Annotated in this window: 23 protein-coding genes; 10 read left to right on the plus strand and 13 right to left on the minus strand. The window is 70.3% G+C overall.

The window, feature by feature from the left end:
• Positions 1–27 precede the first annotated feature (27 nt).
• Positions 28–975, minus strand: coding sequence for a Ppx/GppA family phosphatase (locus tag ACFW9O_RS05285; RefSeq protein ID WP_384605304.1), 948 nt, complete (start codon positions 973–975; stop codon positions 28–30).
• Positions 976–1,016: 41 nt separating this feature from the next.
• Between ACFW9O_RS05285 and ACFW9O_RS05290 the strand changes: the two genes are divergently transcribed.
• On the plus strand, positions 1,017–1,856 hold the full coding sequence (locus ACFW9O_RS05290; RefSeq protein WP_384605307.1) for a hypothetical protein: 840 nt from the start codon (positions 1,017–1,019) through the stop codon (positions 1,854–1,856).
• A gap of 127 nt (positions 1,857–1,983) precedes the next feature.
• Here ACFW9O_RS05290 and ACFW9O_RS05295 read toward each other — a convergent pair whose 3' ends face one another.
• Complete coding sequence (locus ACFW9O_RS05295; RefSeq protein WP_384605310.1) at positions 1,984–3,777, minus strand: hypothetical protein; 1,794 nt, start codon at positions 3,775–3,777, stop codon at positions 1,984–1,986.
• Between the two features lie 143 nt (positions 3,778–3,920).
• Between ACFW9O_RS05295 and radA the strand changes: the two genes are divergently transcribed.
• Together radA and disA are read left to right on the plus strand one after the other, a co-directional pair.
• Complete coding sequence (gene radA, locus ACFW9O_RS05300) at positions 3,921–5,333, plus strand: DNA repair protein RadA (RefSeq protein WP_384605312.1); 1,413 nt, start codon at positions 3,921–3,923, stop codon at positions 5,331–5,333.
• An 80-nt stretch (positions 5,334–5,413) separates the two neighbouring features.
• Positions 5,414–6,538 carry a DNA integrity scanning diadenylate cyclase DisA gene (gene disA / locus ACFW9O_RS05305; RefSeq protein WP_351178271.1) on the plus strand — a complete coding sequence of 375 codons (1,125 nt, stop codon included), beginning with the start codon at positions 5,414–5,416 and terminating at the stop codon, positions 6,536–6,538.
• A gap of 53 nt (positions 6,539–6,591) precedes the next feature.
• On the opposite strand, the gene ACFW9O_RS05310 is transcribed toward disA, so the two are convergent.
• Positions 6,592–7,416: a hypothetical protein gene (locus ACFW9O_RS05310; protein WP_384605315.1), complete on the minus strand. Its 825-nt coding sequence runs from the start codon at positions 7,414–7,416 to the stop codon at positions 6,592–6,594.
• A gap of 271 nt (positions 7,417–7,687) precedes the next feature.
• On the opposite strand from ACFW9O_RS05310, the gene ACFW9O_RS05315 reads away from it, so the two are divergent.
• The 5 genes from ACFW9O_RS05315 to cseC all read left to right on the plus strand — a co-directional run bounded on the left by ACFW9O_RS05315 (position 7,688) and on the right by cseC (position 12,084).
• The gene (locus ACFW9O_RS05315; protein WP_329209815.1) at positions 7,688–8,590 is read left to right on the plus strand and encodes an A/G-specific adenine glycosylase; all 903 of its coding nucleotides are present in this window, start codon (positions 7,688–7,690) and stop codon (positions 8,588–8,590) included.
• A gap of 182 nt (positions 8,591–8,772) precedes the next feature.
• On the plus strand, positions 8,773–9,357 hold the full coding sequence (locus ACFW9O_RS05320) for a SigE family RNA polymerase sigma factor (protein WP_351178267.1): 585 nt from the start codon (positions 8,773–8,775) through the stop codon (positions 9,355–9,357).
• On the plus strand, positions 9,345–10,037 hold the full coding sequence (locus ACFW9O_RS05325; RefSeq protein WP_384605318.1) for a hypothetical protein: 693 nt from the start codon (positions 9,345–9,347) through the stop codon (positions 10,035–10,037). Before ACFW9O_RS05320 ends, ACFW9O_RS05325 begins: the two co-directional genes overlap by 13 nt.
• 8 nt (positions 10,038–10,045) lie before the next feature.
• A complete protein-coding gene (cseB, locus tag ACFW9O_RS05330; RefSeq protein ID WP_351178264.1) occupies positions 10,046–10,753 on the plus strand; it encodes a two-component system response regulator CseB in 708 nt (235 codons plus the stop codon).
• Positions 10,750–12,084: a two-component system sensor histidine kinase CseC gene (gene cseC, locus ACFW9O_RS05335; RefSeq protein ID WP_384605321.1), complete on the plus strand. Its 1,335-nt coding sequence runs from the start codon at positions 10,750–10,752 to the stop codon at positions 12,082–12,084. The genes cseB and cseC overlap by 4 nt, the downstream gene beginning before the upstream one ends.
• Positions 12,085–12,160: 76 nt before the next feature.
• On the opposite strand, the gene ACFW9O_RS05340 is transcribed toward cseC, so the two are convergent.
• A complete protein-coding gene (locus ACFW9O_RS05340) occupies positions 12,161–13,750 on the minus strand; it encodes an MDR family MFS transporter (protein WP_384605323.1) in 1,590 nt (529 codons plus the stop codon).
• A 134-nt stretch (positions 13,751–13,884) separates the two neighbouring features.
• Here ACFW9O_RS05340 and ACFW9O_RS05345 point away from each other — a divergent pair, with 134 nt between their 5' ends.
• Positions 13,885–14,469 (plus strand): TetR/AcrR family transcriptional regulator, encoded by a 585-nt coding sequence (locus ACFW9O_RS05345; RefSeq protein WP_329209808.1) that lies wholly within the window; start codon positions 13,885–13,887, stop codon positions 14,467–14,469.
• 26 nt (positions 14,470–14,495) lie between these two features.
• On the opposite strand, the gene ACFW9O_RS05350 is transcribed toward ACFW9O_RS05345, so the two are convergent.
• Both ACFW9O_RS05350 and ACFW9O_RS05355 read right to left on the minus strand, forming a co-directional pair.
• Positions 14,496–15,218: a M23 family metallopeptidase gene (locus ACFW9O_RS05350; protein WP_384605326.1), complete on the minus strand. Its 723-nt coding sequence runs from the start codon at positions 15,216–15,218 to the stop codon at positions 14,496–14,498.
• 1,186 nt (positions 15,219–16,404) lie between these two features.
• Entirely contained in the window at positions 16,405–18,933 is a 2,529-nt protein-coding gene (locus ACFW9O_RS05355) for an ATP-dependent Clp protease ATP-binding subunit (protein ID WP_351178251.1), read from the minus strand.
• Between the two features lie 429 nt (positions 18,934–19,362).
• Here ACFW9O_RS05355 and ACFW9O_RS05360 point away from each other — a divergent pair, with 429 nt between their 5' ends.
• Complete coding sequence (locus tag ACFW9O_RS05360) at positions 19,363–19,947, plus strand: SCO3374 family protein (RefSeq protein ID WP_384605328.1); 585 nt, start codon at positions 19,363–19,365, stop codon at positions 19,945–19,947.
• Here the strand turns inward: ACFW9O_RS05360 and ACFW9O_RS05365 are convergent.
• The 7 genes from ACFW9O_RS05365 to nadC all read right to left on the minus strand — a co-directional run bounded on the left by ACFW9O_RS05365 (position 19,926) and on the right by nadC (position 24,396).
• Entirely contained in the window at positions 19,926–20,261 is a 336-nt protein-coding gene (locus tag ACFW9O_RS05365; protein WP_351178245.1) for an Lsr2 family protein, read from the minus strand. The two genes, ACFW9O_RS05360 and ACFW9O_RS05365, sit on opposite strands and share 22 nt — an antisense overlap.
• Positions 20,262–20,405: 144 nt before the next feature.
• Positions 20,406–20,987, minus strand: a complete 582-nt coding sequence (locus ACFW9O_RS05370) for an amino-acid N-acetyltransferase (protein WP_384605331.1) — start codon at positions 20,985–20,987, stop codon at positions 20,406–20,408.
• Positions 20,988–20,996: 9 nt separating this feature from the next.
• Complete coding sequence (locus ACFW9O_RS05375; protein WP_351178239.1) at positions 20,997–21,431, minus strand: BlaI/MecI/CopY family transcriptional regulator; 435 nt, start codon at positions 21,429–21,431, stop codon at positions 20,997–20,999.
• A gap of 103 nt (positions 21,432–21,534) precedes the next feature.
• A complete protein-coding gene (locus ACFW9O_RS05380) occupies positions 21,535–21,714 on the minus strand; it encodes a hypothetical protein (protein WP_351178236.1) in 180 nt (59 codons plus the stop codon).
• Positions 21,715–21,812: 98 nt separating this feature from the next.
• Positions 21,813–22,409 carry a hypothetical protein gene (locus ACFW9O_RS05385; RefSeq protein WP_351165835.1) on the minus strand — a complete coding sequence of 199 codons (597 nt, stop codon included), beginning with the start codon at positions 22,407–22,409 and terminating at the stop codon, positions 21,813–21,815.
• Positions 22,410–22,549: 140 nt separating this feature from the next.
• Positions 22,550–23,347 (minus strand): type III pantothenate kinase, encoded by a 798-nt coding sequence (locus tag ACFW9O_RS05390; protein WP_384605333.1) that lies wholly within the window; start codon positions 23,345–23,347, stop codon positions 22,550–22,552.
• Positions 23,347–24,396 (minus strand): carboxylating nicotinate-nucleotide diphosphorylase, encoded by a 1,050-nt coding sequence (nadC, locus tag ACFW9O_RS05395; protein WP_351165819.1) that lies wholly within the window; start codon positions 24,394–24,396, stop codon positions 23,347–23,349. The genes ACFW9O_RS05390 and nadC overlap by 1 nt, the downstream gene beginning before the upstream one ends.
• Between the last annotated feature and the right edge of the window lie 81 nt (positions 24,397–24,477).

The following is a 24,477-nucleotide window of genomic DNA, read 5'->3' on the forward strand; positions in this document are numbered from 1 at the left end:
GAAGGGCCATGACCGCCTGGCCGGGGATCAGTCGAGTGCCACCTGGCCGGTCGGGAGGTGGTCCAGGCGGCGCAGGATGACTCCCTCACGCAGCGCCCAGGGGCAGATCTCCAGCTCCTCGACCCCGAACAGGTCCATGGCCCCTTCGGCGACCAACGCCCCTGCCAGCAGCTGTGCGGCCCTCCCCTCGGCCACCCCGGGCAGGTTCCCCCGCTGCTCGACGGTCATCGCCGCCAGCTTCGGCACCCACTCCTCCAGCGCCTTGCGGGTGAGGACGCGCTGTACGTACAGGCCCTCGGCGGAGCGCGCGGCGCCCGCGATCCTGGCGAGCTGCTTGAAGGTCTTGGAGGTCCCGACGACATGATCCGGCGGGCCCAGCCGGGTGAACTCTCCGACCGTGCGGGCGATGCCGGCCCGGACGTGCCGGCGCAGCATCCGTACGTCCGTCGCGGCCGGCGGATCACCGGGCAGCCAGCTCGCCGTGAGGCGCCCGGCGCCGAGGGGCAGCGAGACGGCGGCGTCGGGCTCCTCGTCCATCCCGTACCCGACCTCCAGCGAACCGCCGCCGATGTCCAGCACCAGCAGCTTCCCCGCCGACCAGCCGAACCAGCGGCGGGCGGCCAGGAAGGTCAGCCGGGCCTCCTCCTCACCGCTGAGTACGGCGAGGGCGATGCCCGTCTCCTCCCGCACCCGGGCCAGCACCTGGTCCGCGTTGCTCGCCTCGCGCACGGCGGACGTGGCGAACGCGAGTACGTCCTCGCAGCCCTTGTCCTCGGCGGCCCGCAGCGCGTCGGTGACCGTCGACACGAGCCGGTCGACACCCTCGGGGCCGATCGCCCCGTCCATGTCGAGGAGTTCGGCCAGCCGCAGCTCCGCCTTGTGCGAGTGTGCGGGCAGCGGGCGGGCGCCGGGGTGCGCGTCGACCACCAGCAGATGAACCGTGTTCGACCCCACGTCGAGGACTCCGAGTCTCATACCCGGAACGCTACTGCTCCGGTCGGTCTTACTCTTGGCCCGTGCCAAAGACGAAAAAGGCGAAGCCGGACAAAGTCACGAAGAAGCAGAAGATGAAGCAGGAGATGCAGCAGCCGGAAGCAAAGGGGCCCGGCGGGCCCGATGAGAAGGGGCTCGACTTCGCGCGGGCCTGGGTCGAGTTTCCCGACCCCGCCGACGACGAGCAGATCTTCCGTTGCGATCTGACCTGGCTGACGTCCAGGTGGACCTGCATCTTCGGCAGCGGCTGCCAGGGCATCCAGGCGGGCCGCGCGGACGACGGGTGCTGCACGCTGGGCGCGCACTTCTCGGACGAGGACGACGAGAAGCGGGTGGCCGGACACGTCGAGCGGCTCACTCCCGACCTGTGGCAGTTCCACGACGTCGGCACGGAGTCGGGCTGGGTCGGTGTCGACGAGGACGGCGAACGCCAGACGCGGCGCTGGGAGGGCTCCTGCATCTTCCAGAACCGTCCCGGGTTCGCGGGCGGCGCGGGCTGCTCGCTGCACATCCTGGCGCTGCGGGAGGGCAAGGAGCCGCTGGAGACCAAGCCCGACGTGTGCTGGCAGCTGCCGGTCCGGCGTACCTACGACTGGATCGACCGGCCCGACGACACGCGCGTGCTCCAGGTCTCGATCGGGGAGTACGACCGTCGGGGCTGGGGTCCGGGCGGCCACGATCTGCACTGGTGGTGCACCTCGGCGACGTCGGCGCACGGGGCCGGGGATCCGGTCTACGTGACCTACCGTCCGGAGCTCGTCGAGCTGATGGGCAAGCAGGCGTACGAGCGGCTGGTCGAGCTGTGCGAGGAGCGGCTGTCGTCGCTGCTGCCGATGGCACCGCATCCGGCTGATCCGGTCTGATCGGGTCTGATGCGGCCGATCCGCCCCGGAGGCGCGTGATCCGGCCGCGCGGCTCCGGCCCGGGGTGATCGCGGCCCGGTGCGCGGTGGACAAACGTTCCGCCGCCCACCGGGCCGTGTGCTGTCCGTCAGTCCGTCGGCTCGGGGCTTCCTCCCGGATCCGTGGTCGCACCGGACGGGCCGGGTGTGGGCGACGGAGGGTCGGTGGCGGGCGGCGTCGGATCCGGGGAGTCCGTCGGGTCCGGGGTCGGATCCGACGGGGCGGGCGTCGGCTCCGTGGGGTCCGGGGTCGGGTCGGGCGACGGCGAGGACGGCGACGGCTCGGGGGAACCGGAGGGCGGAGCCGGGTCCGGGCTTCCCGGTGGCGGCACCGTGGCGCCGTACCCGCTGATCGCGACCTCGGCACCCGACGGGGCGAGCACGATGCGCGCGCTCCACGCTCCCGCCGGTTCCGCCGCGTGATTCACGAGGGCGTGGATGGTGACGCTCCGGCCCGGGGCGATCGTGCCGGAGGAGCGGCTGAGGTACAGCCACGGCACGTCCGCCCGGGCCGACCAGGCGACGGCTCGGGTGCCGGTCGCGGTCAGGGTGATCGTCGTACGGCCGCCGGACGAGCGGGCCGCGACCCTGAGCGCCCCGGGTCCGTGCCGGCCGCCGCCGGCACTGATCACCTCGGCCGAGACGTCCGGCCTCCGGCCCGCGTCGGTGAAACGGCCGTCGGCGTCGGGGCGGGCGTTGCCCGCGTTCTCGTAGTGGTCGTACGGATCGCCTTCGAGCCCGGCTCCCCCGTCCACCTCCGTCGCGGTCACCGAGGAGGAGCCGTCGCGGCCCTCGCCGGTCAGCGGTGCGCCCCGGTAGGCGGCCCACAGCGCGATGACGGGGGCGGCGACGACGGTCGCGACGACCGTCGTCGTCACGACCCGGGCACGCAGCCGGTCCCGGCGCGCGGCATGGTCCTTCGGGTCGAGGGGGAAGCCCGTCCGGCCGAAGCGCGGGGTGCCCGACCGGGACCGCCTCGCGTGGACCAGGGCGACGCGCACCGAGGGGCGCGGCGCCTCCAGGACCGTCAGCGCGGTGCCCGGGGTGACCGCGCCGGGCCACGGTCCTGCCGCCCCCGCCCGTTCTGCGGCGCGGCGGCACCGGGGGCAGTCGTCGACGTGCCGGACGAGCTCGCGGCGCAGGGCCGCGGAGAGCAGGACCCGGTGGGTGCCGGTGAGCCGGGCGACGGTGGGGCAGTTCCCCGTCTCGACCACCGCGAGTGCGGCACGGGTGCGCTCCACCTCGCAGGCCGCGGCGGCCAGGAGCTCCCGCGCGGTGGCGGGTTCGAGGCCGAGGACGGCGGCCACCGCCCGCGGGGTGAGACGGTGACGAACGGCGAGCTCCAGCGCCTCGCGCTGTTCGGGTGTGGTGCCCGCGGCCTCCGGCCAGGCGAGCCGGGCGAGTTCGCGCCGGCGCGCTTCGGCGGCGGGGGACTCCGCGTGGCCCGGGGCGGCCGCTTCCTCCGGGGTGACGCCGGCGGCAGGTAACGGGGGCGGCCGGGTGGCCGTCCGGCGGTGGGCCTGGCGGCCCCGCTTCTGCTCCGTGAGCGTGCGCAGGCACATCCACCTGGCCAGGGCATACAGCCAGGATTTACGTTCCTCCTCGGCCGCGGGACACCGGCCCTCCTGACGCTCCGCGATCGCGAGGACGGCGCCGAGCGCCTCGGTGGCCGCCTCGTGGTCGCACAGCACGGAGAGGCAGTAGGTGAACAGGCCGTCGAGATACGGCTCGTAACGTGCGGACGTTCGATGCGCTGCCGGGCGGATCCCACGACGGTGCGCCCGGGGTGCGCCGGTGGTGTGTACGGGTGTCTCCAGCCTGCTGCTCGTCACCTGGCGACCGTAGGCAGACGAAGGTGCGCCCTTAGCACCCCTTCCGCACATTTAATCCTTACGGGTGAATGTATCCCCCGAAAGGGGACAGCAATCCCGTATTCCAACGGAAATACCGCATCGTGCACATGTTCGTCACCCGTGACTCCGGTCGACTGGTCGGCACTGTCGGACCACCCCTATACGGTGACGCCATGGCTGCCCGTACGAAATCCGCGAAGGACCGGCCGTCCTACCGCTGCACCGAATGCGGCTGGACGACCGCCAAGTGGCTCGGCCGCTGCCCCGAATGCCAGGCCTGGGGGACGGTCGAGGAGTTCGGCGGCGCCCCTGCCGTGCGCACCACGGCAGCGGGCCGCGTCTCCACCGCCGCTCTGCCCATCGGGCAGGTCGACAGCCGCCAGGCCACGGCGCGCTCGACCGGCGTGAGTGAGCTGGACCGGGTGCTCGGGGGCGGGCTCGTGCCGGGAGCCGTCGTGCTGCTCGCGGGCGAACCGGGCGTCGGGAAGTCGACGCTGCTGCTGGACGTGGCGGCGAAGGCCGCGAGCGACGAACACCGCACGCTGTACGTCACAGCGGAGGAATCCGCGAGCCAGGTGCGGATGCGGGCCGACCGGATCAGGGCCATCAACGATCACCTGTACCTGGCCGCGGAGACCGACCTGTCGGCCGTCCTCGGGCATCTGGACGCGGTCAAGCCGTCCCTCCTCGTCCTCGACTCCGTACAGACCGTCGCCTCGCCGGAGATCGAGGGCGCACCCGGTGGCATGGCGCAGGTCCGAGAGGTCGCGGGCGCCCTCATCCGGGCCTCGAAGGAGCGCGGCATGTCGACGCTCCTGGTCGGCCATGTCACCAAGGACGGCGCGATCGCGGGGCCTCGGCTCCTGGAGCACCTCGTCGACGTCGTGCTGTCCTTCGAGGGCGACCGGCACGCCCGCCTCCGTCTGGTACGGGGCGTCAAGAACAGGTACGGGGCCACGGACGAGGTCGGCTGCTTCGAGCTGCACGACGAGGGCATCACCGGACTCGCCGATCCGTCCGGCCTCTTCCTCACCCGGCGCGACGAGCCGGTTCCCGGCACCTGCCTGACCGTCACCCTGGAGGGCAAGCGCCCTCTCGTCGCGGAGGTCCAGGCGCTGACCGTCGATTCGCAGATCCCCTCGCCCCGGCGCACGACCTCGGGCCTGGAGACCTCTCGCGTCTCGATGATGCTGGCGGTTCTCGAGCAGCGCGGCAGAATCAGCGCGCTCGGCAAGCGGGACATCTACAGCGCGACGGTCGGCGGCGTGAAGCTCACCGAGCCCGCCGCGGACCTCGCGATCGCGCTGGCCCTGGCCAGTGCGGCAAGCGACACCCCCCTCCCGAAGAACCTCGTCGCGATCGGCGAAGTGGGCCTCGCCGGGGAGGTCAGAAGGGTTACGGGGGTCCAGCGCAGGCTCGCCGAGGCGTACCGTCTCGGGTTCAAGCACGCCCTGGTCCCGAGGGACCCGGGGCAGGTCCCCGCCGGTATGAAGGTCACGGAAGTCGCCGACATGGGTGATGCTCTGAGAGTCCTCCCGCGCAGGTCTCGCTCGGACGGACCACAGGAGGACGGCGCACGCCGGTAGACTTTGCCCTGGTCTCGCCCGCCCGTACGAACGCCATGAGGGACGCAAGGGCACCGCAAACCTGTGACCGGAGGAGTGCAGTGGCAGCCAACGACCGGGCAGCATCGCCCGGAAAGTCCGGCCAAGGCACCGGCAACGAGGCGCTGATGCGCGCCTCGTTGAGCGCAGTGGCGCCCGGTATGGCCCTGCGGGACGGCCTGGAGCGCATTCTCCGGGGCAACACCGGCGGGCTGATCGTCCTCGGCATGGACAAAACCGTCGAATCCATGTGTACCGGTGGATTCGTGCTGGATGTGGAGTTCACCGCGACGCGGCTGCGCGAGCTGGCCAAGCTGGACGGCGCGCTGATCCTCGACAAGGACATGACCAAGATCCTGCGGGCCGGAGTGCAGCTCGTCCCGGACGCCTCCATCCCCACCGAGGAGACCGGCACCCGCCACCGCACGGCGGACCGGGTCTCCAAAGCGTGTGTGTACCCGGTCGTCTCCGTCTCCCAGTCGATGCACCTCATCGCGCTGTACGTGGACGGAGAGCGAAGGGTCCTGGAGGAGTCCTCCGCGATCCTGTCCCGTGCCAACCAGGCGCTCGCCACGCTGGAGCGGTACAAGCTCCGGCTCGACGAGGTCGCCGGGACGCTCTCCGCGCTGGAGATCGAGGACCTGGTGACCGTCCGGGACGTGACGGCGGTCGCGCAACGGCTGGAAATGGTGCGCAGGATCGCCACCGAGATCGCCGAGTACGTGGTGGAGCTGGGCACCGACGGCAGGCTCCTGTCGCTCCAGCTGGACGAGTTGATCGCGGGCGTGGAGCCCGAGCGGGAGCTGGTCGTACGGGACTACGTGCCCGAACCGACCGCGAAGCGGTCCCGTACGGTCGCGGAGGCGCTGACCGAGCTGGACGCGCTCTCGCACACGGAGCTGCTCGAACTTCCGGTGGTGGCGCGGGCGCTGGGCTACAGCGGTTCGCCCGAGACGCTGGACTCCGCGGTCTCGCCGCGGGGCTTCAGGCTGCTGGCGAAGGTGCCGCGGCTGCCGGGGGCGATCATCGAGCGGCTGGTGGAGCACTTCGGCGGCCTGCAGAAGCTGCTCGCCGCGAGCGTCGACGACCTCCAGACGGTGGACGGGGTCGGCGAGGCGCGGGCCCGGAGCGTACGGGAGGGGCTCTCGCGACTGGCGGAGTCCTCGATCCTGGAGCGGTACGTCTAGTTCGGACCCGGCGGCCGGCCAGGTCCCTGCCGGGCAGGCTCCGGTCCTGCCGGTCAGTCCTTGGCGAGGACGAACGAGGCGCGCTGCAGCGGCTCGCCCGGCGCCTTCGCCTCGAGCAGATACGTACCGGGGGCGGCCTTGCCGGGGGGCGGAGTCGCGCACTGGGGCGCGCTCTTCTTCCGGTCCCATTCCACGGTGTGAACGATGGTCGCCCCTGCCGGGACCTTCAGGAACACCGCGCCGCCCGACGGGCAGTCCTTGGAGGACCACACCTGTTCGTCGTTGCCGCCGGCTTCGGTGATGGTGAGCACCGCGCTCTTCGGCCCGAAGTCGGCCTTGCAGGCGCTGCCGGAGGTGTTCTTGGCGGTCAGCCGGAACGCCGGCTTGTCGTCGGGGCCGTAGCTGTTCTCCGTACGGAGACTCAACTGCAGCACGGAGGGTGCGCAGTTGGGGAGCGAGGAGCCGGCCGGCACCTGTTCGCCCGTGGTCCCGCCGCCGCCCGTTCCCGTGCCGCCCGCCGCCGAGCCGTCGGACCCGCCCGCGCCCGATCCGGCGTCGCCACCCGTGCCGCCGTCGCCGTCGCTTCCGTCGGAGCCCGCGTCGGCGGCACCGTCCCCGCTCCCACCGGAGTCCGACTCGTCGCGTCCGCCCGGCTGTTGGCTGATTGCCGGTCCTGATCCGGAGGGTCCCGGGGTGATGGACGGGGCCGGATCCGAGTCGCCGGGCTTCGCGTCGTCCTTCGTCCCGCCGCCGCCACCCGAGGTGACGGCCCATGCGACCAGTGCCGCGAGCAGCGCGATCACCATCGCCGCAACTGCCCTCCGCCGCCAGTAGATGCTGGAGGGAAGCGGCCCGACCGGATTGCGCATAGATCCCACGGCGCAAACTGTACGAGAGATCCGGGCCGACTCCGGCCCCACCCGCCGCTCTGATCCTCAAGTTTTCCGGATCATCATCACGCAGGGGCCGTTCCCGGCCACTTCCGGCCACTTTGTGCCGCGCGGAACCGTCCCGGGACGTCCTCGAAGGCTCTGGAAGGACCAGAAGGGTCAGAACGGGTGGCAATATCACTCCCTGAGCCCTCAGCCGGGCCGACACCCCCGTGGCCGTGCCCCATGTCCTGCCTTCCGTGCCAGGATCGTAGGTGCGATGACTGCCACGACTTCGACACACACGCCCCCCGCCTCCCTCCACACCCCCGTCATCGGGTGGTTCGAGCAGCACGCCCGCGATCTGCCCTGGCGCCGCCCCGAAGCGGGCGCCTGGGGTGTGATGGTGAGCGAGTTCATGCTGCAGCAGACTCCCGTGAACCGGGTCCTCCCGGTGTACGAGCAATGGATGGCCCGCTGGCCGCGCCCCGCCGACCTGGCCGCCGACGCGCCGGGTGAAGCGGTCCGCGCCTGGGGCCGGCTCGGCTACCCGCGACGCGCCCTGCGCCTGCACGGGGCCGCGCAGGCGATAACGGAACGCCATGGCGGTGACGTACCCAGCGAGCACAACCAGCTGCTCGCGCTGCCCGGGATCGGCGAGTACACGGCGGCGGCCGTGGCCTCGTTCGCGTACGGGCAGCGTCATGCCGTGCTCGACACGAACGTCCGCCGGGTGTTCGCCCGCGCCGCCTCCGGCATCCAGTACCCGCCGAACGCGACCACGGCGGCCGAGCGCAAGCTCGCCCGCGCACTGCTCCCCGAGGAGGACGAGCGCGCGGCCCGCTGGGCCGCGGCCACGATGGAACTCGGCGCACTCGTGTGCACCGCGAAGAACGAGGACTGCACGCGCTGCCCGATCGCCGGACAGTGCGCCTGGCGGCTGGCCGGCAAGCCCGCGCACCAGGGACCGCCGCGCCGCGGCCAGACCTACGCCGGTACGGACCGGCAGGTACGGGGCCGGCTGCTCGCCGTTCTGCGTGAGGCGGTGACGCCCGTGCCGCAGTCCGCGCTGGACGCGGTGTGGGAGGAACCGGTGCAGCGCGCGCGGGCCCTCGACGGACTCGTCGCCGACGGACTGGTCGAACCCCTTCCGGGCGGCCAGTACCGGCTGCCCCTGACCTGACTCCCTCCGGCGGACCGGGCTGTCCAGCGGCTGTTACACAACCGATGGACAGCCGTGCGTCCGCGTACGGCTCCTCCGCACACCCTCGTGACAACGCCTCCGTAGCGTCTGCGACGTCAGCGAACGGGATCACCCGCTGACCAGCGGTACCACGGGGATTCACGGGGACGGAGGCGGTTGTTATGGCGCAGGGCGAGGTGCTCGAATTCGAGGAGTACGTGCGCACCAGGCAGGACGCACTGCTGCGCAGTGCCCGCCGGCTGGTTCCGGACCCGGTGGATGCGCAGGACCTGCTGCAGACCGCCCTGGTCCGCACCCTCGGCCGGTGGGACGGGATCGCCGACAAGTCGCTCGCCGACGCCTATCTGCGCCGCGTCATGATCAATACGCGTACGGAGTGGTGGCGGGCCCGGAAGCTCGACGAGGTACCCACCGAGCAGCTCCCCGACGCGAGCGTCGACGACGGTTCCGAGCAGCGTGCCGACCGTGCGCTGCTCATCGACGTCCTGGGTGTCCTGGCTCCCAAGCAGCGCAGCGTCGTCGTGCTGCGACACTGGGAGCAGATGAGTACCGAGGAGACGGCCGCGGCGCTCGGCATGTCGGCCGGTACGGTGAAGAGCACGCTGCACCGCGCCCTGGCCAGACTGCGCCAGGAGCTGGAGGACCGTGCCGCCCGGAGCCGCGAGGCCGAGGGAACACCGGCGCGGATACCGGCGCAGCAGGACAGGCGTCATGACGAGCGGGGGCGGGAGCGGTGCGCGGCCTGACAGGCAGCGGTACGGCGGCCGGCCGGGGCAGTGGGCTCCGGGCCGGTCTGGCGGCGGGAGGTACGGCCATGGCCGGGCTCGCCGCCTTCGGGCTGTTCTGCGCCGGCTGTTCCACCGGCGGCACGGGCACCCGGGACGAGGGGCCCGCGGGCACCCAGCCGGTGGCTCAGGTGACGCCCTCGAACGTGCTGCCCACCGGCACGGCGAAGCCCGCCGCACCGGTCGACGCCGTGCAGCTGGTCAAGCGTGACCCCGAGGTGAGCCGACGGATCAGCAGCGATCTGAGGCCCTGCACCGGTGACGAGTACCCGGTGGACACCTCGTACGGCTCACTCACCGACGGTCCCGCACCCGACGTCGTGGTCAACGTGATGACCTGCGGCGATTCGGTGGGGGTCGGCACCTACGCCTATCGGCAGCGCCCGGACGGTACGTACGAGAACGTCTTCGCCGCCGAGATACCCGCGGTCTACGGCACCATCGACCGCGGTGACCTGGTGGTGACGACCCAGGTGTACGGCTCGAAGGACTCGGTCGCCTACCCGTCGGGCGAGGACGTGATCACCTACCGCTGGTCGGCCGGCCGGTTCACCGAGACCGACCGGGTGCACAACGACTTCAACCGGGCCGTCGGCAACGGGGACGGAGAACTTCCCGCCCCGCCGACGACGCAGAACTGAGAGCCCGCATGGCCGAGACCCACGTCCTCTTCGTCGAGGACGACGACGTGATCCGCGAGGCCACCCAGCTCGCGCTGGAGCGGGTCGGCTTCACGGTCACCGCGATGCCCGACGGTCTGCTGGGCCTGGAGGCCTTCCGGGCGGACCGGCCGGACATCGCCCTGCTCGATGTGATGGTGCCGGGACTGGACGGGGTGAGCCTGTGCCGCCGCATCCGCGACGAGTCGACCGTTCCCGTGATCATGCTGTCCGCGCGGGCCGACTCGATCGACGTGGTCCTCGGCCTGGAGGCCGGGGCCGACGACTACGTCACCAAACCCTTCGACGGGGCGGTACTGGTCGCCCGGATCCGCGCCGTTCTACGCCGGTTCGGCCACGCCTCGGGCGGGCAGGGCGGCGCCACGGCCGCCGAGCCGTCGCACGGGACGGGCGGGGCGCTGGTCTTCGGTGATCTGGAGATCGACACCGAAGGCATGGAGGTACGCCGGGGCGGCGCGCAGGTGGGCCTGACGCCGACCGAGATGCGGCTGCTGCTGGAGTTCTCCTCCGCCCCCGGCACCGTGCTGTCCCGGGACAAGCTCCTGGAGCGGGTCTGGGACTACGGCTGGGGCGGCGACACACGGGTCGTGGACGTCCATGTGCAGCGGCTGCGCACCAAGATCGGGCAGGACAGGATCGAGACGGTCCGCGGCTTCGGCTACAAGTTCCGCGCATGAGGCGGCTCGCTCTGCGGACCGGTGTCCGCTGGAAGATCAGCATCGCGATCGCCGCTGTCGGCGCACTCATCGCGGTGGCCCTGAGTCTCGTCGTCCACAACGCCGCGCGCGTCTCGATGCTGGAGAACGCCCGCGAGGTACAGCTGGAACGGCTGCTGTTCGCCCAGAGGCTGTACGAGGCGTCGAACACACAGAAGCCGTCGCCCAAGTTCGGCGCCAAACTCAACGACCCGGCGATGCCCTCCAGCCTGCGGGACCAGGTCCGGAACAACCGGCGCGCCACCCACGTCGACGAGTACGCGGGAGGAGTACCTGACGTCTGGGCGGCCGTACCGCTGGCCAACGGTGACGTCCTCTCGCTGCACACCCGCTTCGCCGACCGCAACGCCACGATCATGGGCGACCTCGACCGCGCCCTCGTCATCGGCTCGGTCTCGGTCGTCTTCGGCGGGTGCGCCCTGGGGGTGCTCATCGGCGGCCAGCTCTCACGCAGACTGCGCAAGGCCGCGGCAGCGGCGGGCAAGGTGGCCCAGGGCAACACGGATGTACGGGTACGGGAGGCGGTCGGCGGCGTCGTACGGGACGAGACCGATGAGCTGGCCCGCGCGGTCGACGCCCTCACGGACGCCCTGAACGAACGGATCGAGGCGGAACGCCGGGTCACGGCGGACATCGCCCATGAGCTGCGCACCCCGGTGACGGGACTGCTCACGGCGGCCGAACTGCTGCCGCCGGGTCGCCCGACCGAGCTCGTACGGGACCGGGCACAGGCGATGCGGACCCTGGTCGAGGACGTGCTGGAGGTCGCCCGGCTGGACAGCGCCTCGGAGCGGGCCGAGCTGCAGGAACTGCCGCTCGGCGAGTTCGTGAGCCGCCGGGTCGCCCTGCTGGATCCGGGGATCACGGTCCAGGTGGTGCACGAGTCCTGGGTGTCCACGGATCCGCGGCGCCTGGAACGCATCCTGGGCAATCTGCTGGGGAACGCCGCCAAACACGGGGCGGGCCCGGTCGAGGTCACCGTCGAGGGCAGGGTCCTGCGGGTCCGCGATCACGGGCCCGGTTTCCCGGAGGCGCTGCTGCGGGACGGGCCGAGCCGGTTCCGTACCGGGAGCAGTGACCGGGCCGGCCACGGGCACGGGCTGGGGCTGACGATCGCCGCCGGACAGGCGCGGGTCCTCGGTGCCCGGCTCACCTTCCGCAACGCGGCGCCCGCCGGGGCGGCGGACGGTGCGGGCGGGGCCGTCGCCGTGCTGTGGCTGCCCGAACACGCGCCGACGAACACCGGGAGCTTCCCGGTCCTGCAGCAGTCCGGGCAGCAGACACAGGACTGACGGGTGGGCTGCCGTCTCGGACGCGTGTGGGCCCCGGAGGCGTCACGCATCCGGGGCCCACACGCCGTACAGCTGCTCAGACGGTCTGCGACTCCTTGGCCGCCGACGGCCGCGGCCGTGCCGCGTCGTCGACCGGAGCGGCCTCCGGCTTCTCCGTACCCCGCAGCGGGACCTCCTTGACGAACAGTGCCGCCAACAGGGCCAGCACCGCGATCGAGCCGCCCAGCAGGAAGGCGATGTGCGTTCCCGAGGACACCGCGAACTCGTACGCCTCACGCATCTCGACCGGCAGCTTCGCCAGGCTCGCCGCATTCAGCTGGGCGGAGGTCTCGGTGGCTCCACCGCCGCCGCGGGCCGCCATCTCGTCCTGGACCCGCCCGGTGAACAGGGCACCCATGATCGCCACTCCGAAGGAGCTGCCGAGCGTGCGGAAGAGGGTGGTCGCGGAGGAGGCGACGCCCATGTCCTTGAGCTCCACGCTGTTCTGCGCGACGAGCATGGTGATCTGCATCAGGAAGCCCATGCCGGCGCCGAGCACCGCCATGTAGACACCGGAGGTGAAGCGCGTGGTGCCGGTGTCCATGGTCGACAGGAGGAACAGGCCCGCGACCATCAGGATGCTGCCCACGATCGGGAACACCTTGTACTTACCGGTACTGGTGGTGACCCGGCCGGCGATCAGCGAGACGATCATCATCGCGATCAGCATCGGCAGGAGCAGCAGTCCGGAGTTCGTCGCGGAGGCCCCCTGCACCGACTGCTGGAACAGCGGCAGGAAGAGCACCGCACCGAACATCACGAAACCGGCGACGAAGCCGACGATCGACATGAGCGTGAAGTTGCGGTTGCGGAAGATGTGCAACGGGATGATCGGCTCCGCCGCCTTCGTCTCGACGAAGACGAAGCCGACGAGGGAGGCCACGCCGAGGGCGATGAGCTCCATGATCACGGCCGAGCCCCAGGCGTACTCCGAACCGCCCCAGGTGGTGACCAGCACGATCGCGGTGATGCCGACGGTGAGCAGCGCCGCGCCCAGGTAGTCGACCTTCGCCTTCGTGCGCTCCTTCTTGGGCAGGTGCAGCACCGTGGTGACCATGGCCAGCGCGACCGCGCCCAGCGGCAGGTTGATGTAGAAGCTCCAGCGCCAGCCGAGGTGGTCGGTGATGGTGCCGCCGACGAGCGGCCCGCCGATCATGGCGATCGCCATCACGCCCGCCATCATGCCCTGGTACTTGCCTCGCTCACGGGGCGGCACCAGATCGCCGATGATCGCCATGACGCCCACCATCAGACCGCCGGCGCCGAGGCCCTGGATCGCCCGGAACCCGATGAGCTGGCCCATGTCCTGGGCCATTCCGCTCAGCACCGAACCGATCAGGAAGATCACGATGGACGTCAGGAAGATGCCCTTGCGTCCGTACATGTCGCCGAGCTTGCCCCAGATGGGCGTGGAGGCCGCCGTGGCCAGCGTGTAGGCCGTGACCACCCAGGCCAGATGCTCCATGCCGCCCAGGTCGCCGACGATCGTCGGCATCGCGGTGCCGACGATCAGGTTGTCGAGCATGGCCAGCAGCATCGCGATCATCAGGGCGAGAACGACCACCCGGACGCTGCGTGGCTGTGACTCCGCTTTCCCGGCCGACGCCGCTTTCTTCAGATCCGCCATGTCCCGTACTCCCCTGATCCCCTGCTGTCCGGTCCGCCACCGGGGCACTTACTTGCCGCCCGGCTAGTTGGCTACACTGAGGGAAGGTAGACCCCTAACTAGCCGGTCGTCAAGTAAGTTCTTGGGAGAGTCGCATGGGCAGCAGGCCGCAGCCGCGCCGGGGCAACACCCGGCAGCGCATCCAGGACGTGGCCCTCGACCTCTTCGCCGAACAGGGCTACGAGAAGACCTCTCTCCGCGAGATCGCCGAGCAGCTGGACGTCACCAAGGCGGCGCTGTACTACCACTTCAAGACCAAGGAAGACATCCTCAACAGCATCTTCGAGGACCTGAACCAGCCCGTCGAGGAGCTTCTCGCCTGGGGCAAGGAACAGCCGCGCACCCTGGAGACGAAGAAGGAGATCCTGGTCCGCTACAGCGAGGCACTCAACCGCGCCGCCCCGCTCTTCCGCTTCATGCAGGAGAACCAGGCGACCGTGCGCGATCTGAGCATCGGCCACACGATCAAGCACCGGGTCATCGCCCTGGTGGACCTGATCAAGGAACCCGACGCCCCGCTCACCGACCAGGTGCGCTGCTTCACCGCACTCTTCGCGATGCACGCGGGGATGCTCGCGCTCAGAGACGCCGAAGGCGACCCCGAGGAGAAGCGCAAGGCTGCTCTCGAGGTCGCCATCGAACTGGTGACCAAGGCCCACGACCCGGGGCCTGCCGCTTAGCCGCTACCGGCATCGCGGGCACTCCATCAGATGTGGACGTGCTCGGCCTTCAGGTAGGAGACCGGGTTGATCGCCGAACCGTAGTTCGGGGTGGTCCGGATCTCGAAGTGCAGGTGCGGGCCGCTGGAGTTTCCGGTGTTGCCGGAAAGGGCGATCTTCTCGCCGGTCTTCACGCGGTCGCCGACGTTCACCTCGATCTTGGAGAGGTGCGCGTACTGCGAGTACTTGCCGTTGGAGTGCTTGATCACGATGGCATTGCCGTACGCGGGACCGTCGCCGCCGCCGTTCGGGCCGGCCTTGACGACCCGGCCGGAGTGCGCGGCCTCGACCTTGGTGCCGATCGGCACCGCGAAGTCCTGGCCGGAGTGCTTGCTGGCCCAGCGGTCGCCGCCGGTGCCGTAGGTCGCGCTCAGCACGTAGTGGTTGACCGGGGCCTCCCACGACGCGGCCTTCTTCTTCGCGGCTGCGGCCTTCTTCTTGGCCGCGGCCTTCTTGTCGGCCTTCTTCTCGACCGAAGCCTTCTTGGCGGCCTCGGCGGCCTTGCCCTGGGCGGTCGCCTGCTGGGCAACGGACTGGGCCGTGGCCGCACCGGCGAGAGCCGCGGTGCCCGCAGTGCCCGTCGTACCGGACGCGAACGCCGCGCCCGCACCGAACACCATCGACGCACCCAGGCCTGCGGCCACGACGGCGCCACTGACGCGGGACATGGACGGGCGGCGGGAGTGCTGGAACGTAACGCGCTTCGACATACGGGGAGAACCTCCGGGGTGCTGGGACCCGGCACTCGGACCGGGCTTGCTCCACCTTGGTAACCCGGATCGCCCAGAACACTCAAACCCCCCATCTACGAAGAAAAGCCGTAGACAGGCCCTGCGGAAATCCCCTCGCGACCCGCCCGGGAGTGCCCACTCAAACCGTCCTAAACATGCTGAAATCAGGATCTGAGATCAGGTTTAAGCCCAGCCCTAAAGGCCCCTTTGCGGACATTGGGCGGTGATACGGGCAGATTCGCCCCCTCCGCCGAAGGTCCCGGCCGCTCCGAGGACGAAGGTCCCTTGAGCGATCAAGGACTTTGCTCCTACCGCTCCTAGTAGGCCCAAATCGGCTGTGCGCCTTGTCACCGCCGGTGGGACCTTCGGCCTTCCGTTTTGGGACCTTCGCGGCGGGGTATGGCGAGGCACTTTTGAGGGGTCCCAGCCGCGTTTCAGGGCCAGGAACCGTGGAACCGGGCGCCCACTGCGCGGGGAACGACGCTCAGCACCCGAAGCCGGCCCCCCGACACGCGGGAAAGGGGCTACCCGCTACCCGCGCGTCCCGGCCCCCGCTGCCCGGGGAAGGGCCACCCGGTACCCGCGCGCCCCAGCCCCGGCCCCGGGAAAGCCACCGACGCCCACTCCTGCCGTCCAGCCCCGGGGACGGCCGCCCGCCATGTGGGGGGAGCCGCCCAGTAGCCCGGGAGCGGCGCCCGACACGTGGAAACACCCGCGGTCCGCCCCCGCCGCCTGGGAAAGGGCCACTCAGTACCCCGGGAGCCGTGCCCGGCACGTGGGAACGGCGGCCCATCACCCACGGCCCTGCCACCTCCGGGCCCGCGGTGCCCGGCCGCCCATCGTGCGGGGAACGGCCACCCTGCACCCGCGTGCCCGGCCGCCGGGCTCAAAGGACGGGGGCACCCACTGCCCCTCGGCCCGGGGCGGTCATGGCCCTCCGGTGGGCAGGCGTACGTGGGCCCGGGGGCGGAGCCCCACCTGGTCCGGCGCACCCCAAGGCCCCAGGGCCCCGGGGCCCGACTCACGCCCGCACAAGTGGGCCCGACACGTGTACCGCCCGCCGAACCCAGCCGCCCGGCCACGTGGCCACACGCAGAAAGGGGCTGCCCCGGACCGTTGACCGGTCCGGGGCAGCCCCTTCTACGTGCTCAGGCGCTACGCGCCCTTACGCTTCCTTCGTCAGGTTCGGGCCGGCGCCACCGGCCGCCTGCTCGATCGGCGGGACGTCGGGCAGTGCCGACTTCTCCTCGCCACGGAACGAGAACTTCTTCTCGTCCCCCTCACCCTCGGTGTCCACGACCACGATGTGACCGGGGCGCAGCTCTCCGAAGAGGATCTTCTCGGAGAGGATGTCCTCGATCTCGCGCTGGATCGTCCGGCGCAGCGGCCGGGCGCCCATCACGGGGTCGTAGCCCTTCTTCGCCAGCAGCGACTTGGCGTTCGGGCTGAGCTCGAGGCCCATGTCGCGGTCCTTGAGGCGCTCATCCACCTTGTCGATCATGAGATCGACGATCTGGATGATGTCCTCCTCGGTCAGCTGGTGGAAGACGACCGTGTCATCGACACGGTTGAGGAACTCGGGCCGGAAGTGCTGCTTGAGCTCTTCGTTGACCTTGACCTTCATCCGCTCGTAGTTCGTCTTCACGTCGCCCTGGGCGGCGAAGCCCAGGTTGAAGCCCTTGGAGATGTCCCGGGTCCCGAGGTTGGTCGTCATGATGATGACCGTGTTCTTGAAGTCCACGACCCGGCCCTGGGAGTCGGTCAGACGACCGTCTTCCAGAATCTGGAGCAGGGAATTGAAGATATCGGGGTGGGCCTTCTCGACCTCGTCGAAGAGAACGACGGAGAACGGCTTGCGGCGCACCTTCTCGGTGAGCTGGCCGCCCTCCTCGTAACCCACGTAACCGGGGGGCGAACCGAAGAGGCGGGAAACCGTGTGCTTCTCGCTGAACTCCGACATGTCGAGGGAGATCAGCGCGTCCTCGTCACCGAAGAGGAATTCGGCGAGCGTCTTGGAGAGCTCGGTCTTACCGACACCGGACGGGCCGGCGAAGATGAACGAGCCACCGGGGCGCTTCGGGTCCTTCAGACCTGCTCGCGTACGGCGGATCGCCTGCGAGAGGGCCTTGATGGCGTCCTTCTGGCCGATGACGCGCTTGTGGAGCTCGTCCTCCATGCGCAGCAGACGCGAGGACTCCTCCTCCGTCAGCTTGAAGACCGGGATACCGGTGGCGGTGGCCAGGACTTCGGCGATGAGCTCGCCGTCGACCTCGGCGACGACGTCCATGTCGCCGGCCTTCCACTCCTTCTCCCGCTTGGCCTTCGCCGCCAGCAGTTGCTTCTCCTTGTCCCGGAGGGACGCTGCCTTCTCGAAGTCCTGGGAGTCGATCGCCGACTCCTTGTCGCGGCGCACGCCCGCGATCTTCTCGTCGAACTCGCGGAGGTCCGGCGGCGCGGTCATCCGGCGGATGCGCATCCGGGAACCGGCCTCGTCGATCAGGTCGATCGCCTTGTCCGGCAGGAAGCGGTCCGAGATGTAGCGGTCGGCCAGGGTGGCGGCCTGCACCAGCGCCTCGTCCGTGATGGAGACCCTGTGGTGGGCCTCGTAACGGTCGCGCAGACCCTTGAGGATCTCGATGGTGTGCGGCAGCGACGGCTCCGCGACCTGGATGGGCTGGAAGCGGCGCTCGAGCGCGGCGTCCTTCTCCAGGTGCTTGCGGTACTCGTCGAGCGTGGTCGCACCGATGGTCTGGAGCTCGCCTCGCGCCAGCATGGGCTTGAGGATGCTCGCCGCGTCGATCGCGCCCTCGGCGGCGCCCGCACCCACCAGGGTGTGGAGCTCGTCGATGAACAGGATGATGTCGCCGCGGGTGCGGATCTCCTTGAGGACCTTCTTCAGGCGCTCCTCGAAGTCACCGCGGTAGCGGGAGCCTGCGACCAGCGCACCGAGGTCGAGGGTGTAGAGGTGCTTGTCCTTGAGGGTCTCGGGCACCTCGCCCTTGACGATGGCCTGCGCCAGGCCCTCGACGACCGCCGTCTTGCCGACGCCGGGCTCGCCGATGAGGACCGGGTTGTTCTTGGTCCGGCGGGACAGCACCTGCATGACCCGCTCGATCTCCTTCTCGCGCCCGATGACCGGGTCGAGCTTGGACTCACGAGCGGCCTGGGTGAGGTTCCGGCCGAACTGGTCGAGCACCAGGGACGTGGAGGGCGTGCCCTCCGCGGGGCCGCCTGCAGTGGCCGCCTCCTTGCCTCCCGAGTACCCGGAGAGCAGCTGGATGACCTGCTGCCGCACCCGGTTCAGGTCGGCGCCCAGCTTCACGAGGACCTGGGCTGCGACGCCCTCGCCCTCACGGATCAGGCCGAGCAGGATGTGCTCGGTGCCGATGTAGTTGTGGCCGAGCTGGAGGGCCTCACGGAGCGAGAGCTCCAGGACCTTCTTCGCCCGGGGCGTGAAGGGGATGTGCCCGGACGGGGCCTGCTGGCCCTGACCGATGATCTCCTCCACCTGCTGGCGGACCGCCTCGAGCGAAATCCCGAGGCTCTCCAGGGCCTTAGCGGCGACACCCTCACCCTCGTGGATCAGGCCCAGGAGGATGTGCTCGGTGCCGATGTAGTTGTGGTTGAGCATCCGGGCTTCTTCCTGAGCCAGGACGACAACCCGCCGCGCGCGGTCGGTGAACCTCTCGAACATCGTTAATCGCTCCTCAGAGCGGTCAGGCAGTTAGGGGTAGGTCCCCTCCCTGTCCTTCCGCAGCTTAGTCCCGCAAGCGGGGACCGCTCATTTCAACTGCCGACACCCGTCGATGGCCTCCTGCCCCGAACGCCGACAACTGCTCCAACCCGATGGTGCGAGACGATGTTCCCGCAGGCCAGGCAGATAGCCCTTTCGCCAGTACGCCGATGGCGAACGTGAGACGTTTTTGCCTGCGTGTCGCCCCTTCTCACTAGGGATGTCTTACCCGCACTCACTGACAGTCCATGCGGCGCACCCCCGTTCCCTCCGCTACGGGCGAACAACTTCACGCTGCCGAATGCTCCCGTACGCCCCCATCACGGACACGAAGAGCAGTCGATCATGAACTGTGCGTAACCCCGGACGCGGTTCGGCGGTTCATCGGTCATGGCTCCCATCGTCCCGCCTCCCCGCTCGTCGCCCGAGGCCGACGCCTGCGCACGGTGGTACGCGACGGAGCTCGACTGGGCCACGGAGGGAACGGCACCCGTGCGGTTGCTGACCGGGCTGCGCTTCGACGTGCTGGAGCTGCCTGCCGCGGCGGGTCACGCGGCACTGCGCCGGGTGGGGCGCACCGGCCCCGTGGCGCTGGCCGGCCGGCGGATGCGGGTGCTGGTGGCCACCGGGACCGCGGACGAGTTGCCGGGGCTGCTCGACTGGCTGGAGTGGAGCGGTATCGCTCTCGACCTGGCCGCCATCGGAACGGGCGGACACATCGACGCCCCTGCGCCGCCCGGTGGGGCGGGGGGCTCGCCGGGGGCCGCGTTCTGGCTGCGGCCCCCCGAACCGCGCCAGGAGGTGGAGCCGCGGCTCCCGGCTCTGGCCGGCCTCGGGAGCAGGGGTGGGGATGCTCCCGATCTCGTACGACTGGTGGACGCGGCAGCGACGGAATGCCACCGGGTCCGGCTCACGCAGGCCCGGACGCACTTGTTGACCCATCGGCCGACAGGTCAGCCGTTGGCCTTCTCGTAAGCCTCGCGGATCTCGGCGGGAACGCGGCCGCGGTCATTCACATTGTGGCCGTTCTCGCGGGCCCACTTACGGATCTCCGCGGTGTCCTTGTTGCCACCCGTAACGGCGCGGCCCTTGCCGCGGCCGGTCGCTGCGCGACCACCCGTGCGACGGCCACTCCGGGCGTAGGGCTCAAGAAGACCACGGAGCTTGTCCGCGTTGCTCGTCGTGAGGTCGATCTCGTACGTCTTGCCATCAAGAGCGAACGTGACGGTCTCGTCCGCCTCGCCACCGTCGAGGTCATCAACAAGAAGGACCTGAACCTTCTGTGCCACCGGATTTCCTTTCATCGAAAATGCAGTACGCGGAAAGGAAACCGCTTTTCCCCGGAAAACACAAACCCCTGGGAGACGTTCAGTAGCACAAGAACACGGGAAACGTGCGCGATTCGGACATAGGGTTCCGATGTCTAGTCCCGGTCACAGGTGCAGAAGCATCCGACTGTTGCCCAAGGTGTTCGGCTTCACTCGTTCGAGACCGAGGAACTCGGCGACACCCTCGTCATAGGAACGCAGCAGCTCGCTGTAGACATCTCCGTCGACCGGCGTCTCTCCGATCTCGGTGAAGCCGTGCTTCGCGAAGAAGTCGACTTCGAAGGTGAGACAGAAAACCTTGCGCACACCGAGCCAGCGTGCGGTCTGCAAGAGCTTGTCCAGAACTTGGTGACCTACTCCGGCGCCCTTGATGCCGTGGTCGACGGCGAGAGTACGCACTTCGGCGAGGTCTTCCCACATCACGTGCAGCGCACCGCAGCCGATGACGCGGGCGTCCTCATCACGTTCGGCGACCCAGAACTCCTGGATGTCCTCGTAAAGCGTGACCGTCGCTTTGTCGAGCAGGATGCCTTCGGCGACGTATCCGTCAAGCAGGCCGCGGACGGATGCCACATCGCTCGTCCTGGCACGGCGGACGGTGATGGCGAGTTTCCCTACCGACGGGTCGGTAGGAAAATCTGTATGCGGCTCGGTTTGCGGCGCGGTTTGCGGCAGCTCTGAGGACATGCCCCGACGCTATCGCCCGATCTCCGGCGGTGCTTCATCGGCCGGGACCGCGTCATCGGGCGGGGCCGCGGAGGGTTCGGGGAAGACCGGCGAGACCATGCGCACCGCATCCTGGAGAGACTCGCGCTGCTCGGCGGACATCATGCCGAAGAAGGCGACCAGAGCGGCGGCCGGGTTGTCGCTGAGGGACCATGCTTCGTTCATCAGTGCGGCCGAGTACGCGGCGCGGGTGGAGACCGCCGTATATCGATATGCCCGGCCATCGACTTCTCGGCGCACCCAGCCCTTCTGATGGAGATTGTCCATTACCGTCATCACGGTCGTGTATGCGATGGACCTCTCCTGCTGAAGGTCCTCGAGAACTTCCCGCACGGTGACCGGACGGTTCCATTGCCAGACCCGTGTCATCACGGCGTCTTCCAGCTCTCCCAATTGGCGAGGCACAGCGTCACCTTAGTGCTAGATGTCTGGAATGGGCCATTTTATCGAGACGGCAAAAGGGCGCACAGCTCCTCAGGAGCCGTACGCCCTTCTCAGCCCGTCCGGATCAGACGCCGTCGGCCCTCGGGGCCTGCTGCAGCGATTCGGCGCGGGCGGCCGCGGCATCCACGGCCGCGTCCTCCTTGGCCTTGTTCGGACCGCCCTGACTTTTGACGATCGTCACGACAAGACCGATGAAGAAGGCGGCCATCACCACGGGGGGCACGAGCGCGGATACGTAGTCCATGCCGCCCAGGGTAGCGAGCCCGGCATTCCGGTCTCTCCCGGGCACCCCCAGGGTCTTTCGTTCGGATCGCGCCGGCCCCCGCGGGCCGGCGCGAGGCCTTAGGACACGGCGCGTTCCTCGGGCGGGGGTGCGGGCGCCGGGCGGCGCCGGGGCGGGAAGACCTCGGACGGCTTGGGCATGGGGCGCTCGCCGGGGGCCGCGGGGCGGGACGGCGTCGCGGGCCGGGCCGGGACCTTGGGACGTTCGGGCTCCTTGGCCGCCGCGAGGCCGCCGGGCAGGGCGAGCAGTCGGCTGCGCGGCGCGGGCGCCGTCGCGGGCACGGCACGTCCGGCGAGGCGGGCCCGCACCGAGCGTTCCGCAAGCACCTGACAGCGCTCCAGGAGCGCCGCCGCGACCGGTCCGGCACGAAGTGCGCGCAGGGCCGCCAGATCGTCGGGACGGGGGTCGTAGCCGGCGGCGAGGGCATCCTGCAGGAGCTCCAGGTAGCCACTGAGGGAGCCGGGGAGCGCGTCGCGGTACCGGGCGAGATCGGCGAGGAGGAACGCGCGCAGTCTGCCTGCCTCGCTCACCGCCTCGTCCACCGCGCCGGCGAGCCGCAGGCAGTCCTGGACATCGTCTTCCGGCAGGGACGTGGGGTGGAGGGCATGGGCGAGAGCACGTCGGAGCACCCGCAGCTCGTCCGCACTGAACGCCATGCCGCCGCGTGATCCGTAGGGCGTGGGCATGACGCGACAATACGTGCTAAATGGACAAAATCCGCTTAACTGGCCGCCCGGCGGCGCGCCGTCCTCCGCGCCGCCGCCGGGCCGTTCCCGCAGGTGACCGCGGGCGCGCCCTACATCCGGGCGATGTTGCGCTCGTACACGAGACGGAGGCCGATGAGCGTGAGCCAGGGTTCGTGCTCGTCGATGACCGAGGACTCCCCCAACACCATCGGAGCAAGGCCGCCGGTCGCGATGACGGTGACGTCGTCGGGGTCGGTCGCCAGCTCCTTCTTCATGCGCTCGACGACGCCGTCGATCTGGCCCGCGAAGCCGTACACGATGCCGGACTGCATCGCTTCGACGGTGTTCTTCCCGATCACGCTGCGCGGCCTGGCCAGCTCGATCTTGCGGAGCTGGGCGCCCTTGACGCCGAGCGCCTCCACCGAGATCTCGATACCGGGTGCGATCACACCGCCCGTGTACTCACCGCGGGCGGACACCGCGTCGAAGGTGGTGGCCGTACCGAGGTCGACGACGATCGCGGGACCGCCGTAGAGCTCGACGGCGGCGACGGCGTTGACGATGCGGTCGGCGCCGACCTCCTTCGGGTTGTCCGTCAGTACGGGCACACCCGTCTTGACCCCCGGCTCCACGAGGACCGCGGGGACATCGCCGTAGTAGCGGCGGGTGACCTCGCGCAGCTCGTGCAGGACGGCGGGCACCGTCGAGCAGATCGCGATGCCCTCGATCCCGTCGCCCAGCTCCACGCCGAGCAGCGGGTGCATGCCCATCAGCCCCTGGAGCAGCACGGCGAGCTCGTCGGCGGTGCGGCGGGCGTCGGTGGAGATCCGCCAGTGCTCGACGATCTCCTCGCCGTCGAAGAGGCCGAGGACCGTGTGGGAGTTGCCGACGTCGATGGTGAGCAGCATCAGGCGCCGGCCCCGTCGGTGGGTACCTCGGTGTCACGGAAGTCCAGGCCGATGTCGAGGATCGGCGAGGAGTGCGTGAGCGCGCCGACGGCCAGGTAGTCGACGCCCGCCTCCGCGTAGGCGCGGGCGGAGCCGAGGGCGAGCCGGCCCGAGGACTCCAGCACCGCACGGCCGCCGACGAGGGCAACCGCCTCGGCGGTCGCCGACGGGGTGAAGTTGTCCAGCAGGATCAGGTCGGCACCCGCGTCAAGCACCTCGGTGACCTGCTCCAGCGTGTCGACCTCGACCTCGATGGCGAGCTCGGGGAACGCCTCCCTGACCCGCTTGAACGCCTCGGCGACTCCGCCGGCCGCGATGACGTGGTTGTCCTTGACGAGGGCCGCGTCCACGAGCGACATGCGGTGGTTGACGCCGCCGCCGCAGCGGACCGCGTACTTCTCCAGGGCGCGGAGTCCGGGAGTCGTCTTGCGGGTGTCGCGGACCTTGGTCTTCGTACCTTCGAGCACATCGGCCCAGGCCCGGGTCGCCGTCGCGATCCCGGAGAGCCTGCACAGCAGGTTGAGCGCGCTGCGCTCGCCGGTGAGCAGGTCACGGGTGCGGGTGGTGACGGTGAGCAGCTTCTGTCCGGGCGCGACGCGGTCGCCGTCCTCGACATGGCGCTCGACCTCGAACTCGTCCGTGCAGACGATGGACAGGACGGCCTCGGCAACGCGCAGACCTGCGACGACGCCTGCCTCGCGGGCGGTGAAGTCACCGGTGGCCACGGCCTCCTCGGAGACGGTCGCCACGGTCGTGACGTCCACCCCTCCGTCGAGGTCCTCCTCGATCGCGACATGGGCGATGTCCTCCACCTGGACGGGGTCCAAGCCCGCGTCGGCGAGCAACTGGGCCAGAGCGGGGTCGAGCCCGCACTCCAGACCGTCCGGGTCGTAGCCGTCGTCGCAGCCGCAGCCGTCGCCGCAGCCGCCCCCGGACGCGGCGGGCGCGCCGATGTGGATCAGCGGTACGTCCACGGGTGTCGGGCGCGGGTTCTCTTCGGGCGTGCTCACGGTTACGGCTCCTCGGGGGCGTCGGCGGGTGGTTCGGGGTACTGCTCGGTGTTGCTGCGCGATCCGGGCGGCGGCGTGCTG

The organism is Streptomyces sp. NPDC059499 (genome assembly GCF_042749285.1).
GTDB lineage: Bacteria > Actinomycetota > Actinomycetes > Streptomycetales > Streptomycetaceae > Streptomyces.

Coding starts and splice junctions, on each gene's coding strand:
- cseB (WP_351178264.1), top strand. CDS start 10,046: ATGGCCGAGACCCACGTCCTCTTCGTCGAGGACGACGACGTGATCCGC.
- ACFW9O_RS05390 (WP_384605333.1), bottom strand. CDS start 23,347: ATGCTGCTCACCATCGACGTCGGCAACTCCCACACGGTCCTCGGCCTC.
- ACFW9O_RS05295 (WP_384605310.1), bottom strand. CDS start 3,777: ATGTGCGGAAGGGGTGCTAAGGGCGCACCTTCGTCTGCCTACGGTCGC.
- ACFW9O_RS05355 (WP_351178251.1), bottom strand. CDS start 18,933: ATGTTCGAGAGGTTCACCGACCGCGCGCGGCGGGTTGTCGTCCTGGCT.
- ACFW9O_RS05360 (WP_384605328.1), top strand. CDS start 19,363: ATGGCTCCCATCGTCCCGCCTCCCCGCTCGTCGCCCGAGGCCGACGCC.
- ACFW9O_RS05370 (WP_384605331.1), bottom strand. CDS start 20,987: ATGTCCTCAGAGCTGCCGCAAACCGCGCCGCAAACCGAGCCGCATACA.
- radA (WP_384605312.1), top strand. CDS start 3,921: ATGGCTGCCCGTACGAAATCCGCGAAGGACCGGCCGTCCTACCGCTGC.
- ACFW9O_RS05320 (WP_351178267.1), top strand. CDS start 8,773: ATGGCGCAGGGCGAGGTGCTCGAATTCGAGGAGTACGTGCGCACCAGG.
- ACFW9O_RS05340 (WP_384605323.1), bottom strand. CDS start 13,750: ATGGCGGATCTGAAGAAAGCGGCGTCGGCCGGGAAAGCGGAGTCACAG.
- ACFW9O_RS05285 (WP_384605304.1), bottom strand. CDS start 975: ATGAGACTCGGAGTCCTCGACGTGGGGTCGAACACGGTTCATCTGCTG.
- ACFW9O_RS05350 (WP_384605326.1), bottom strand. CDS start 15,218: ATGTCGAAGCGCGTTACGTTCCAGCACTCCCGCCGCCCGTCCATGTCC.
- ACFW9O_RS05315 (WP_329209815.1), top strand. CDS start 7,688: ATGACTGCCACGACTTCGACACACACGCCCCCCGCCTCCCTCCACACC.
- ACFW9O_RS05345 (WP_329209808.1), top strand. CDS start 13,885: ATGGGCAGCAGGCCGCAGCCGCGCCGGGGCAACACCCGGCAGCGCATC.
- cseC (WP_384605321.1), top strand. CDS start 10,750: ATGAGGCGGCTCGCTCTGCGGACCGGTGTCCGCTGGAAGATCAGCATC.
- ACFW9O_RS05385 (WP_351165835.1), bottom strand. CDS start 22,409: ATGGCGTTCAGTGCGGACGAGCTGCGGGTGCTCCGACGTGCTCTCGCC.
- ACFW9O_RS05380 (WP_351178236.1), bottom strand. CDS start 21,714: ATGGACTACGTATCCGCGCTCGTGCCCCCCGTGGTGATGGCCGCCTTC.